13 protein-coding genes and 1 tRNA gene are annotated in these 12,581 nt (G+C 62.9%); 7 read left to right on the top strand and 7 right to left on the bottom strand.

All coding sequences use genetic code 11. The annotated features are described in order from the left end of the window. Positions 1 to 121: 121 nt before the first annotated feature. Genes QQL76_RS05440 through QQL76_RS05430 form a run of 3 tightly spaced genes read left to right on the top strand, consistent with a single transcriptional unit; the run spans position 122 to position 3,869 of the window. Entirely contained in the window at positions 122 to 1,120 is a 999-nt protein-coding gene (locus QQL76_RS05440; RefSeq protein WP_499206706.1) for a class I SAM-dependent methyltransferase, read from the top strand. Beyond that, entirely contained in the window at positions 1,108 to 2,289 is a 1,182-nt protein-coding gene (locus QQL76_RS05435; RefSeq protein WP_499206705.1) for a glycosyltransferase family 4 protein, read from the top strand. The genes QQL76_RS05440 and QQL76_RS05435 overlap by 13 nt, the downstream gene beginning before the upstream one ends. Continuing rightward, on the top strand, positions 2,286 to 3,869 hold the full coding sequence (locus tag QQL76_RS05430; RefSeq protein WP_499206704.1) for a hypothetical protein: 1,584 nt from the start codon (positions 2,286 to 2,288) through the stop codon (positions 3,867 to 3,869). The genes QQL76_RS05435 and QQL76_RS05430 overlap by 4 nt, the downstream gene beginning before the upstream one ends. Before the next feature lie 7 nt (positions 3,870 to 3,876). Here QQL76_RS05430 and QQL76_RS05425 read toward each other — a convergent pair whose 3' ends face one another. Next, positions 3,877 to 4,086, bottom strand: a complete 210-nt coding sequence (locus QQL76_RS05425) for a hypothetical protein (RefSeq protein ID WP_499206703.1) — start codon at positions 4,084 to 4,086, stop codon at positions 3,877 to 3,879. A 352-nt stretch (positions 4,087 to 4,438) separates the two neighbouring features. Further along, a complete protein-coding gene (locus tag QQL76_RS05420) occupies positions 4,439 to 5,332 on the bottom strand; it encodes a LysR family transcriptional regulator (protein ID WP_499206702.1) in 894 nt (297 codons plus the stop codon). 206 nt (positions 5,333 to 5,538) lie between these two features. On the opposite strand from QQL76_RS05420, the gene QQL76_RS05415 reads away from it, so the two are divergent. Continuing rightward, positions 5,539 to 6,756 (top strand): acyl-CoA dehydrogenase, encoded by a 1,218-nt coding sequence (locus tag QQL76_RS05415; RefSeq protein ID WP_404864309.1) that lies wholly within the window; start codon positions 5,539 to 5,541, stop codon positions 6,754 to 6,756. Between the two features lie 2 nt (positions 6,757 to 6,758). Further along, complete coding sequence (locus QQL76_RS05410; RefSeq protein WP_499206701.1) at positions 6,759 to 7,949, top strand: CaiB/BaiF CoA transferase family protein; 1,191 nt, start codon at positions 6,759 to 6,761, stop codon at positions 7,947 to 7,949. Positions 7,950 to 7,982: 33 nt separating this feature from the next. Here the strand turns inward: QQL76_RS05410 and QQL76_RS05405 are convergent, their stop codons facing one another. From QQL76_RS05405 to QQL76_RS05385, 5 genes are all read right to left on the bottom strand, one after another. Then, positions 7,983 to 8,906 carry an SRPBCC family protein gene (locus QQL76_RS05405; protein ID WP_499206700.1) on the bottom strand — a complete coding sequence of 308 codons (924 nt, stop codon included), beginning with the start codon at positions 8,904 to 8,906 and terminating at the stop codon, positions 7,983 to 7,985. Further along, complete coding sequence (locus QQL76_RS05400) at positions 8,903 to 9,244, bottom strand: ArsR/SmtB family transcription factor (protein WP_499206699.1); 342 nt, start codon at positions 9,242 to 9,244, stop codon at positions 8,903 to 8,905. Before QQL76_RS05400 ends, QQL76_RS05405 begins: the two co-directional genes overlap by 4 nt. A gap of 167 nt (positions 9,245 to 9,411) precedes the next feature. Beyond that, positions 9,412 to 9,487 (bottom strand) — tRNA-Lys (locus QQL76_RS05395). 68 nt (positions 9,488 to 9,555) lie between these two features. Beyond that, entirely contained in the window at positions 9,556 to 10,506 is a 951-nt protein-coding gene (locus QQL76_RS05390; RefSeq protein ID WP_499207121.1) for a PhzF family phenazine biosynthesis protein, read from the bottom strand. Positions 10,507 to 10,562: 56 nt separating this feature from the next. Further along, positions 10,563 to 11,279 (bottom strand): NUDIX hydrolase, encoded by a 717-nt coding sequence (locus QQL76_RS05385; RefSeq protein WP_499206698.1) that lies wholly within the window; start codon positions 11,277 to 11,279, stop codon positions 10,563 to 10,565. 246 nt (positions 11,280 to 11,525) lie between these two features. Here QQL76_RS05385 and QQL76_RS05380 point away from each other — a divergent pair, with 246 nt between their 5' ends. Then, the gene (locus QQL76_RS05380; RefSeq protein ID WP_126009582.1) at positions 11,526 to 11,978 is read left to right on the top strand and encodes a BA14K family protein; all 453 of its coding nucleotides are present in this window, start codon (positions 11,526 to 11,528) and stop codon (positions 11,976 to 11,978) included. Positions 11,979 to 12,048: 70 nt separating this feature from the next. Continuing rightward, entirely contained in the window at positions 12,049 to 12,576 is a 528-nt protein-coding gene (locus tag QQL76_RS05375; protein ID WP_499206697.1) for a hypothetical protein, read from the top strand. Positions 12,577 to 12,581 lie beyond the last annotated feature (5 nt).

Below are 12,581 nucleotides of genomic sequence, written 5' to 3'. Positions count from 1 at the left end.
CACGCGAAGTCGGTGCAAGCCGCGCTGCTTGCGTTGCGATTGCCGCGACACTGGTGCTATCGAGTGTTTCGGGCATAGATCCAGCGCCATTGTCGCGCCCGTTGCAATTGGTAGAGCCGAGATGCGAACCGTTCAAAGACCACACTGCATCGCCTGCGGCAGCTCGGGGACCGAGCTCTACAAGGATCTGCCCGACAGGCTTTTTTCCGCGCCCGGCACGTGGACGATCAAGCGCTGCGACAATGCCCAGTGCGAGACCCTGTGGCTCGACCCGGCGCCGGCCCCGGAGGATCTGGGCGAGATTTACGGCGATTACTTCACCCACGGCAAGTCGGACCGGAAGCTTTCGAAAGCAAAGCGGGCTTATCTCGAAACGCGGTATGGCGCGAAGCCCACGGGCACGACCGATCGCCTTCTGGCTGCGCTATTCGCCACTCGGCGCCGGCGCAAGATGGAGATCGACGATCAGGTTTTTCATCTGAAGCGCGATCCACGACCGCAACGCGTGCTGGATGTCGGGTGCGGCAGCGGCGATGCGCTCTGGACGCTTTCGGAGCTTGGCTGGGAAACCGTCGGTGTCGAATTCGATGCGAAGGCGGCCGAGGCTGCTCGCGCCAAAGGCCTGACTGTCCATGTCGGCGATATCACCGAGCAGAATTTCGCCGATGCATCGTTTGATGCCGTGACGCTCAGCCATGTGATCGAGCATCTGCCCGATCCACACACGACGCTGAGAGAATGCCACCGCATTCTCAAGCCCGGTGGCTCGCTGACGATGCTGACGCCAAACGCTGGCGGCCTTGGGCATCGCATTCACAAGGTCGACTGGATGGCGCTCGATCCGCCCCGCCATCTCAACATCTACACCGTCGACAGCATGAAGCGGCTTGTGGCCGATTGCGGCTTCGCCAATGCAGAGGTCACCAGTTCCGCATCGGGATCCGACCGGATCGCCATGACGAGCAGCGCGATCAAGAAAGCTGGCCACGCCGACCTTGGCGCGAAGCCCGGATTCCTCGTCAAGCGCATCGCCCGCCTGCAGCATGCGCTCCAGGCGGGATTGGTGAAGGTGAACGGCAAGCTCGGCGATCAACTGGTGGTCAAGGCTTGGAAGACATAGAAGCGCAGCGCGAGACGCAAACTGTCGAAACGCGCGGTGCCGTCCACCGGCTCGACATTGCAATCGTAATCTTTCGCCTCGAGCCTGCCGGCGGGCTGGAGATTCACGCGCTCCGCCTTGCTGAAGACCTGGCCGCGCGCGGCCACCGCGTGACGATGGTGACCACCCGAGCCACGCAGGTCCCGTCGGGGATCGAACTTCACCGGATCAACCCGCGCGGCTTCACCAACCATGGGCGGATCGCTGCTTTCGCGCAGGACATGGCCCGGGAGACGGCGGGGAAGTTCGATCTCGTCATCGGCTTCCAGCGCATGCCTGGGCTCGATGTGCTCTTTTGCGGCGACTGGTGTTTCGCCGACCGGAACCGGCAGTGGTGGAAGGCCCTTTCGCCGCGCGCCAGAACGCTCGGAGCGCTCGAAAAGGCCTGCTTCGGACGCGGCAGTGACACGCTGCTGCTCCTGCTCGCCAGACCGCAGGCCGGAGCCTACCAGCGCTCTTACGATACCGAACTGGAGCGCATGATCATCCTGCCGCCGACGCTCGATGCGAAGCTGATACCGCACAATATCGATGTCTCGGAACGGGCTGCCTTGCGGGAAAAACTCGGCTATCGCGCTGACGAGATCGTATGGCTCTGGCTCGGCCTGCATCCGCACACCAAAGGACTTGATCGGGCGGTCGAAACATTAGCGCTCACGCCGTCCGCGCGGCTTGTTGCTTGCGGTCCTGATCCCGAAGGCCGGAAGATTCAGACTATTAGGAAACAAGCGCAAGCTCTCGGTGTTGCTGACAGATTGACCCTGAACGGCCTGACCAGAGGCGACGCGCTGAAGGATCAGCTGCGCGCCGCGGATCTTCTCATGCATCCGGCCAGACTGGACGTGACCGGCATGGTCATCGCCGAAGCGCTCGCCGCCGGCCTTCCTGTGATCGCTACGGCCAATTGCGGTTTCGCACCGCTTGTCGAAGAGGCGGCAGCAGGCATCGTCGTGTCGTCGGACACATCCCCGCGCGAGCTGGCCGACGCGGCTTCGGCGGATCGCGCGACCCTCACGCGCTGGTCGCAATCGGCCAGAGACTATGTCGCGCGAACCGATTTGAGCACGGGCATGGCCGTCGCAGTCGAAGCCATCGAAGCACGCGCGCTCCAGAAGCGATCGCAACCGTGAGCGCCGATCTTTTCATCGTCGAACCGAACAATGTCCCGCAAACGTCCGGGTCCGACGATCTCGCAAAGCTGGCGGCACTTCTGGAGACGAGGCCTGAGCGGTTCATCGCGGTGCCCGCGGGATCGGCGGTCGCGGCTTGCGCCGAGGCTAAATCGGTCATGCTGGATCGCCTGGCAACGCATCCCGTGGATCTTCTCATAGCCGTCGATGGTGCTGGCCGGCGCGAGAGGCGCATGCTGGCGACGGAGGGACTGCGATTTCTCGACCCGACGGCGGAACTACCGATCGTGATGGATCGGCTGTCCGCACTTGCAGCCATCAGGATGCCGGTCGTGGCCGCTTGCGGTGAAAATTGGCGCTGGGCTCTGGTGCGCGCTATCGCCGAAAAGGGCCGGCTTGAGACACTGATCACCGGGCTCAAGCTGCCGAAGCGGCCTCTACCGGTCGTGCCGATGGCCCTGCTCGATCTGTTTGCAAATGGCGGAACGGAAAGCCGGCCAGCTCCGCGCATCCTCGTCGTCGGCCGTATCGAGGCATCCGTCAGCCTCTATTTCGATGGCCTTCCGCCTGAGACTGCGCGCATGCTCCGCTTCATCGAAGCCGAAACCCTGGTCGCGAATATAGCGTTGCTCGAAACGGTCGACGCGATCATCATCGTGCGCGACCTCGAACGCTGCCACGACCTTGCCCTTCTCCACATGATGGCCCAGCTTGACATTCCGCGGGTCTGGTTCATCGACGACAATCCGCTGGTGCTGGCGCGCGAGGATTATCACTGGGCCTTTTATACCGAAGAACGACTCACCCGCCTGCTTGAGCGCTTTGCCGGCATTTTCGCCTCGACCGATGCGCTCGCAGACGCCGTACGGCACCTGCACCGAGAGGTTGCCATCTTCCCGCCTGTGCTGGATCGCCGCCTCATCCCGCCAGCTAAGCCCGTGTCGGAAGAGCTGACGGTCGCGCTCGCCGGCGGCGGGTTTCGTTCGGAAGCTTTTCAGCGCGATATTCTGCCCGCACTGCATGCCGTGCAGGCCGAGAAGCCCGTTCACCTGGTAGCACCGAAAAGCTTTGCCGCCGCGCCTCAACAATTGGTGAAAGCGACGTTCCTTGAGCCCAGGCAGTCCTTTCCCCAGTTCATCCGCGCCTGGCGAGACGAGAACCCTAACGTGCTCGTTCATCCCAGATCGGCGACGGAGAACGCGCCGTTCAAGACGCCTAACGCCTTGCTGGTTGGGCTTTATCTGAATGCTGTGCCGATCGTTCACGCCGATGAACCGGCTTACCTCGCCTTGCCCGAGCATCCGGGGTTCGTGAAAGCGCGGACCCCACAGGAGTATCAAGCGGCGTTCACTGAGCTGAACGACCCAAGCTCACGTCGCGAACGTCTTGCTGCACTGCGCGAGCTTTGCGAAAACCTCTTCGGTGGAGCCACAAATCAGACGGCGTTGGTGAGCCTCGTGGAAGCAAGCCGCAAGTCCAGATCCATGCCCCGGACCTTGAAGCTCGGCTTGCCCTTCCGTCGCGCAACGGGACGCATCTCCCGCCTTTTCCGTCAGGCGCGGCACAAGCTGCGCCGCTGATCCTCTGCTATTTCTTCTTGGCCACGCCGGGGTCGTCGGCATCGAGCGGCCAAGTCGCGTCACCTTCTTCCTTGCCGGAAAAGACACGAGGATCGGCGCTGGCGACGCCGTTATTGTCGGAATGGCGCTTGCCCTTGGCAAACTGCCCGGAAATTTCCTTGCTGCGGGTTTTGGGCTCCGCCCCACCCGTCTTTGGCGTTTTTGCGCTCGTGGCCATTGTGGTCTCCCTGCTCTGGCTTCGCCAATGGCGCTCGACGTCAGCGCCCGCCATTCACACAAACGAATGGCCGCCCGTAGAGCGGTCGGCTCGCCATCACCTGCGCCAGGGCGTGTAGCGGCGGTTGCGGGCTCTCATCGGGGTTTGGATTGGGCATCTCGTCCGGCAGCCGATCGGGTTCCGGCTCCTGAATCGGCGGTTCTTCGGGCAGCGGCGGCTGGTTTGGCTCTTCGTCTGGCCTGGTAGGTCTTGCTGGATCGGACACAAGCGGTCTCCTTTGTCGCTCATGCCTCCAATAGGCGAGCGGCCGAACTGTTCCGGTGTGTCCGTTCAAATTTAATGATCGGTGCGATCAGCTTTGCCCGATCTCTCCGATCAGCCAGGCGCGAAACGCGGTAACGGCGGGGTTGCTGCGCGAGCGCTCCGGCGAGATGAGCGCATAGGTTTCGCCGGTCACCAGCCGATGGGGTGACGCGGCAACGAGCGTACCCCGATCGAGTGCATCGCGCGCAATGAGTTCCGGGATGAGCCCGATGCCGAGACCCGCGGCGGCGGCATCGAGGATCATGTCGAAATGATCGAAGCGCGCACCGCGGGTCATCCGGCGCGGATCGAGCTCCCGTTCGCGGAACCAGTCGAGCCAAAGCGTCGGCCGCGTGGACTGTTGCAGCAGCGGCAGTTGCTGAAGGTCGCGATCATCGAGGCTCGCGCCTTTGGCAAGCACACGCGGCGATGCGACGATCACCATCTCTTCCCGCAAGAGAGCCACGAGATCGGCGCCCGGCGGCTCGTGCTGGCTGCGCATGATTGCCACGTCGAAGGCTTCTTGTGCGAAATCGACCGGCCGAAGCCGCGCCGCGATGTCGAAGTTCACATCTGGCATTGTGGCGGAAAATGCCGCCAGCCGCGGGATGAGCCAGCTGCGGCCGATGCTCGGCAGCACCGCCAACCGCAGCACGGAAGACGCGCCGCCGAACGCAATCGCCGAGGCAGACGCATTGCGCAGATCGTCCAGGAGCGGCTCGGCACGCTCGAGCAGCACGCCGCCAGCGCGGGAAAGCACGAGCCGGCGCCGGACCCGCTCGAAGAGAAGAACGCCGAGGCGATCTTCCAGAGACGATAGCGAGCGCGAAATGGCGCTCTGGGTCAGATTGAGGTGTTCGGCCGCCTGCACCGTCGTGCCGAACCGCGCGCAGGCAACGAAGGCTTCCAGTTCGCCCACACTCGGCACATAGCCCTTCGACATCGCTCACCCCAATATTGACCATCGATGATCATATTTCCGCATAGAGACGGACGATCGGACGCGTGCGGCACCATGCGCGCAAGCATCATAGCCGCAAATTGAATGTTTGCGTCACATGGGTTGATGAGAAATCATCATTTTCTTTGGCTGGCCGCATCGCTTACAAATAGCACCAGATTTGCACGCGATGCGTAGGAGGATTTCCGATGACCGAAGCTTTGAAGGCAAAAGATCGCCCGGACGGCGCCGCTGGATTCCAGTGGGACGACCCGTTCCTGATCGACGATCAGCTGACTGAAGACGAGCGGATGATCCGCGATGCGGCAGCAGCGTTTGCTGCCGACAAGCTCGCGCCGCGTGTCGAGCAGATGTACATGAACGAGGAAAGCGATCCGTCGATCTTCCGCGAAATGGGTGAGAACGGCCTGCTCGGCGTCACCGTGCCGGAGGAATTCGGCGGTGCCGAAGCATCCTACGTTGCCTATGGTCTCGTTGCCCGTGAAGTCGAGCGTGTCGATTCCGGCTTCCGCTCCATGATGAGCGTCCAGTCCTCGCTCGTCATGTATCCGATCTACGCCTATGGCGATGACACGCAGCGCCGCAAGTACCTGCCGAAGCTCGCCTCGGGCGAATTCATCGGCTGCTTCGGCCTGACCGAACCCGATGCCGGTTCCGATCCCGGCGGCATGAAGACGCGCGCCAAGAAGATCGATGGCGGCTATCTGCTCTCCGGCTCGAAGATGTGGATTTCCAACTCGCCGATCGCCGACGTCTTCGTTGTCTGGGCGAAATCGGAGGCGCACGACGGCAAGATCCGAGGCTTCATTCTCGAAAAAGGCATGAAGGGTCTTTCAGCTCCGAAGATCGGCGGCAAGCTCTCACTGCGCGCCTCGATCACCGGCGAAATCGTCATGGACGGCGTGGAAGTGCCGGAGGAAAACCTGCTGCCGAACGTCTCGGGCCTGAAGGGTCCCTTCGGCTGCCTCAACCGCGCACGCTACGGCATCTCTTGGGGCGTGCTCGGCGCGGCGGAAGATTGCTGGCACCGCGCCCGGCAGTATGGCCTCGACCGCAAGCAGTTCGGCAAGCCGCTTGCCGGCACGCAGCTCTACCAGAAGAAGCTCGCCGACATGCAGACGGAGATCACACTCGGCCTGCAGGCGTCGCTGCGCGTCGGTCGCCTCATGGATGAAGGCCGCATGGCGCCGGAGATGATCTCCATCGTCAAGCGCAACAATTGCGGCAAGGCGCTCGATATCGCCCGCCAGGCGCGCGACATGCACGGCGGCAACGGCATCCAGATCGAATATCAGGTCATGCGCCACGCGCAGAACCTCGAAACGGTCAACACCTATGAGGGCACGCATGACGTTCATGCGCTGATCCTCGGCCGTGCCCAGACCGGTATCCAGGCCTTCTTCTGATCATGACGCACAGCGACGACAACGAGGCGGCCGAAGCTGAAGCCCGGCCGCTTTCAGGCAGCGGACGCAGGCCCCTCGAAGGCGTCCGCGTCGTCGAACTGGCACGCATCCTTGCCGGCCCCTGGGCCGGCCAAGTGCTCGCCGATCTCGGCGCCGAAGTCATCAAGATCGAGGCGCCGGAAGGCGACGACACGCGCGGCTGGGGCCCGCCCTTCGTCAACCGCGCGGATGGCTCGCGCGAAGCGGCCTATTTCCACGCGGCCAACCGCGGCAAGACGTCGATCACCGCCGACCTGAAGAGCGAAGAGGGCCGCGCCCGTGTCATCGACCTCGTGCGCGGCGCCGATGTGCTGATCGAAAACTTCAAGGTCGGCGGACTTTCCAAATACGGCCTCGATTACGAGAGCCTGAAAGAAGTCAACGAGCGCCTGATCTACTGCTCGATCACCGGCTTTGGCCAGACGGGCCCCTACCGGCACCGCGCCGGCTACGATTTCATGATCCAGGGCATGGCCGGCATCATGGATCTGACGGGCGACCCCGAAGGCGAACCGCAAAAGATGGGCGTCGCCTTCGCCGATATCTTCACCGGGCTTTACAGCGTTATCGGCATCGAGGCCGCCCTTCTCGAACGCGGCCGCACCGGGCGTGGCTGTCACATCGACATGGCGCTCTACGATTGCATGGCAGGCGTTCTCGCCAACCAGGCGATGAATTACCTCGTATCCGGCAAGGCCCCGAGGCGGCTCGGCAATGCCCATCCCAACATCGTGCCCTATCAGGTCTTCCAGGTCGCAGACGGCCACCTCATCGTGGCAGTCGGCAACGACCGCCAGTTCCGGGCGCTCGCCGAGATCATCGGTCTCGCAGCGCTTGGAACCGATCCAGCCTACGCGACGAATGAAGCCCGCGTCGCCAATCGGGGAGCGCTGATCGCACTGCTTGCACCAGCGATCGCACGTTTCGAACGGGACGCGCTGCTCGCGCTTCTCGAGGAACGCTCCGTACCGGCAGGCCCGATCAACACGGTCGCCGACGTCTTCGCCGATCCCCAGATCCTCGCGCGACAGATGAAGATTGAGACCGCCGACGACCAGGGCACGCCGATCCCTGGAATGCGCACGCCGATCCTGTTCGACGGCACGCCTGCCATCGCCGAGCGTCCCGCCCCAAGGCTCGGGCAGGACAGCTAAGCTTTGCCGCCGCTTGTGGCCGGCAGCCGCCGGTTACAGCGCGCCGACGAAGCGCTCTAGCTTGCCCAGCGTCTGATAGCCGAGCTCGATCGCACCGAAGCCGCGCGCCTGCTGGAATTCCGCTTCCGTGCTGAACACCATGCCGAGCGTCACCAGTGTCGATCCGTCCTGCTCCTCGAACGAGGCCCAGGCATCGGCATGTTTCGGTCCATTCTCGCCCCAGAGCAGTTCGTAGGAGAACCGCTCCTGCGGCAGGATCTCGCCATAGCGGTGATGGTTCGGATAGATGGTGCCGTCTGGCCCAATCATGTCGAACACCCATTCGCCGCGGGACCTGAGATCGATGCGTGCCGTGCGGCAGGAGAAGCCATCGGGGCCCCACCAGAGCGGCAGTGTCTCGGGGTTCATCCACGCGTTCCAGACGACGCTGCGCGGCGCGCGAATGCGCTTCTGCAGCACCATGGTGCGCTGGGCGGTGCCGGTGAGATTGTCCAGGCCGGCACTGAACCCCGCGCGGTAGCCGTCTTCCATATCGGCAGCGAGCGACGAAAGTTGCACGGTGACGGTGACACGGCTTCTTTCACCGAGATCGGCAAAATCGGCTGTGACCAGCGCCGCCGACTGCGTTGCGCCCTCGCGCGAGACCACCTCGTAATTCACGCTACGGACCTCTGTTACGATGTCCAGCCAGCCGCATTCGCATCGCGTATCCGGCTCTCCCGCCACCTTGCACAGCGAAATCTCGCGCCCGCCGACGCGCGTGTCGGCCTCAAGAAATTCAACCGTCACGGATGACATCGGCGCTGCCCAGACTGCACGGGCGGCCGGCGCCGTCCAGGCCTGCCACAAGGTGGCCACCGGCGCGCTCACCACTCGCTCGAAAGTCAGCGTCGCAAACCGGCTGCTATGGTCTTCACTGGGCAGAGTGGGCGTCTTAAGCGTCTTGGACTGTGTCATCGGTTACGCTCCTTCATCACATCCATCACGAAGGCATCGAGGCGATCAAGACGCGCTGCCCAGACAGCCCGCTGTTCCTCCATCCAAGCACGGGCCGGCTCCATGGCCTCCGGCCGGATCGCGCAGGTGCGGATGCGCCCATCCTTCGATGTCGAGATCAGCCCCGCTTCCTCCAGCACGGCAAGATGCCGCATGATCGTCGGTAACCGCAGCCCCGTCGGCTCCGCCAGATCCGTCACCCGCGCCGGCCCTTGCGCCAATCGGGCCAGCATCGACCGTCGCGTAGCATCCGCCAGCGCGTGAAAGAGCAGAGAGAGATCCGGATCATGCTTTGCCATCCAGCTAACTATTCATGCGAATCGAAGATTGGCAAGCGAAACTTCGTCGTTTGGCTAAGTGATGGCAGGCAGCGACTGCGCGCTCGATCGAGATCAGGTGAGAAGCACGCCCGTTGCGCCGTAAAACGGCGCTTGAAATTCGGTGCGAGTGTTGAGGAAAGAGAAGATGGTGGGTGATGTAGGGATCGAACCTACGACCCGCTGATTAAGAGTCAGCTGCTCTACCAACTGAGCTAATCACCCACGGGTCCGGCCTTTTGGGCTGGAGTTGGGCGCGTATAACGTCGATCCGCGGCCCTGTCCAGCCCTTGTCACACATAAAGCAAACCTTCCGCAACCCGAACGGCGGCTCCGCCCAGGCGAGCGCGGGTGATGCGGCCAGCGGTCACATCCATGTGCAGGTGGATCTTGGAAGGGCGGCCCATCTCGATGCCCTGTTCGACGATGCGGATGTGATGGCCTTCCAGCAGGTCGTCGAACGCGTTGACGGCACCTGCCAGCGCAGCGACCGCGGAACCCGTTGCGGGATCCTCCGGCGTGCCGGAGCATGGAGCGAACATGCGGGCATGGAAATCGGCGGAATGATCGATGCCGCCTCTGCAATAGACGAAGGCGCTCGCCAGGATGCCTTCGTCGATGGGTGCAAGAGCCTCCCATCGCGCCGGGTCGCACTGACAGTTTTCCGCAACCGACCGATCACGCACGGGAATGAGCACATAGGGCACACCGGCGCTCCAGACGGAGACGACATGGTTTTCGAAGCCGACACTGCCCGGATTGATGCCGAGAGCATCCGCGACCTGGTCCCGCTTGATGATGCAATCGACTTGCCGCGGCAGTCTTGGCAAGTCGAACTCGGCAAATCCCGCCGGCCGGTCATCGCCCGCGTGGTTGCGCATGCTGACGACGGCGCGGATATCGCCGGCGCGTTCTTCGAGCATCAGCACCGTATCGCAATGGCCTGCACCGTTTTCGGCTGAGCCATTGCGCCGATGCGCGAGCGCCACGGCCGCGCCAACCGTTGGGTGGCCGGCAAAGGGCAGTTCCTGCACAGGCGTGAAGATGCGCAGATGCGCCGTGTGATGTGCGTTCTCAGGCGAGAGCACGAACACCGTTTCGGAGAGGTTGAACTCGGCAGCGATCCCCTGCAGCGCCGCGTCGTCCAGCCCGTCCGCCTCGAAGACCACCGCGAGCGGATTGCCGGCAAGCGCCCGGTCTGAAAAGACATCGAAAATCGCATATGGCCGTGCTTGCGACTGCATCCCCACGTCGCGCACCTCCTCTTATCGGCTTTTCACCCTCTCGGTATGTCCATCCTTCAACGTTTTGAACCGAAATGCCAGTGCAGGAGCTCCGCCATGTAGAATTGGTAGTCGGAGCGCGGTTCATCCTCCGCTCCGACAGAAAAGACGTCATCGATTTCAGGGTCGGCCTCAGCGTCGATATGGGCGCGCACCCGAGCGACCAGTTCATCGGCCGTCATGTCGAAGAAGAAGCGCCGGACGATGACGACGACGCCGCCGATCTCCACCATGCCGTACGCTGCCTCGGCCTCAGCGCTCGCAAGATCGAGCCCTGTTTCTTCCAGCACCTCACGCCGCATGTTGCCGTCGATGTCGACCCTATCCCCAACGACGTCGCTGAGGTCGAGTGAACCGCATGGGCTGTAGACGAGGCCTGCATTGGCGGTCCGTTCTGCCATGCGGCTCAGGAGCACGCGATTGTCGCTGGAGACGAGGAGAGCGGAGCCAAAGAGATGCCAGCAGCCTTCGACCGGCCGCTCCTTGAGAAAAAGCAGCAATGCCGAATAGGGCACGCGATGCGCAACGGTGGTCAGGCGGCCGCCGTCGATGTCCATCGTGGAATGGAGCATGACGGTTCCGTTGAAGAGAGCTGGATTGGCCCGTTGCCTCTGCTGCCAGGCCTCTTCTGCCGCGTCTCGATGCGCGATCTCGAAGGGGTGCGGCTCGGAAGACATGGGGATGGAGATCCGTGAGAGCGGGATGACCGTGCCGCCCGTCCGCTCGATTGTCATGGATGAAGCTCCTTACCGCCAATCACACGCCTTTGAGCCGCAACGGCAAAGATGCCGGTTGACTGGCAAAAGCATGCAAGCCCTCCTTTCCATTGCCACGTTTTTGCTGCAACCTTTTGGAACCGGCTCCCCAAAAAAGACGTTCACAAAATCGCCGGACAAGCGAAGGGACTTTCGCAACCGCCTCCTCTCCCATCCCGGCATCGGACACAGAGGAGCGAATTTGCATTGCTCGGGAGACAAGGCATGCGCGCCTTCCTATCCATTTTGAGTGCAGTCGCGATTGCCGCGACACTTCTTCTACCTTCAACGGTGACTGCTCGTGCACAGGACCGCGGCTTCGGTAATCTTGTGACCGAGGTCCAGTATCGCGATGGACGGCGTTGGCGGGATGATCGCCGGTGGCGTGATGCGCGTCGCTGGCATCACCGCGACCGTTATGCGCACCGCCCGCGTCATTACGGCCCGCGTTACCGTCGTGGACCGTCGGTCGACATCATCATTGGCGGCGGCGGCTACTACCGCCCTGCTCCGCGCTACATTGCGCCTCCGCCGATCCGGCCGGTTCGTCCAGGCTACGGGCTGAACTCCGCCCACATCGACTGGTGCTACGCGCGCTATCGATCCTACCGTGCGTCGGACAACACGTTCCAGCCCTATCACGGCCCGCGGCGGTCCTGCATCTCGCCTTACGGCTGATGCATCAAAGCCAGATGTGCTAGGATGAAAGCGGGTCATCGACCCGCTTTCATGTTTTCGAGGAGTGGTCATGGCTTCACTCGCGCGAGGTTCGCTCCGGCCTGCGATGTCGCGGGACACCGCGCTGCTCTGGGTGTTTTTCGCAGGGCTTTTTCTTTGTGGCATGCTTTACGGCGCGCTGTTAGTTTTGCGCGATGATGGCGCCGACAGGCCTTATCTGAAGATCCTTGGCTCGAGCTTCATTCTGAATTACCGGATATCCGACATCTATATGGGTTTTTCCGCGGCCGTCGATCGCCCCATCCCCATTGGCACGGTGCTCCAGGCCCGTTTCGAAGATCCTATGGGTGGACCACCCTATCTGGTGGAAGAGAGGATAGGCGTTCCGGACCGGCGGATTTCGTTGCGCAGCCCTTCACTGTCGGGCGTCGTGGCTGGCCAACCCTATGGGGTCGATCTGCTTCTGCTGGACCGGGAGACCGGGCAGCCGTTCTGGGAACACCGCTTCACGGTGACGTCCGAGATCGATGGATCCGTCGTTCCGGACGCGCCGTTGACGATTGGGCCAGGCTACCAGCGTCCGCCGCCTACGCGGTAGACGAC

This window comes from Rhizobium albus, assembly GCA_030160035.1.
GTDB classification, from domain to species: Bacteria; Pseudomonadota; Alphaproteobacteria; order Rhizobiales; family Rhizobiaceae; genus Georhizobium; species Georhizobium albus.
Note: the sequence above shows the minus strand (reverse complement) of the source record. Positions and strands in the feature narration are given on the sequence as shown.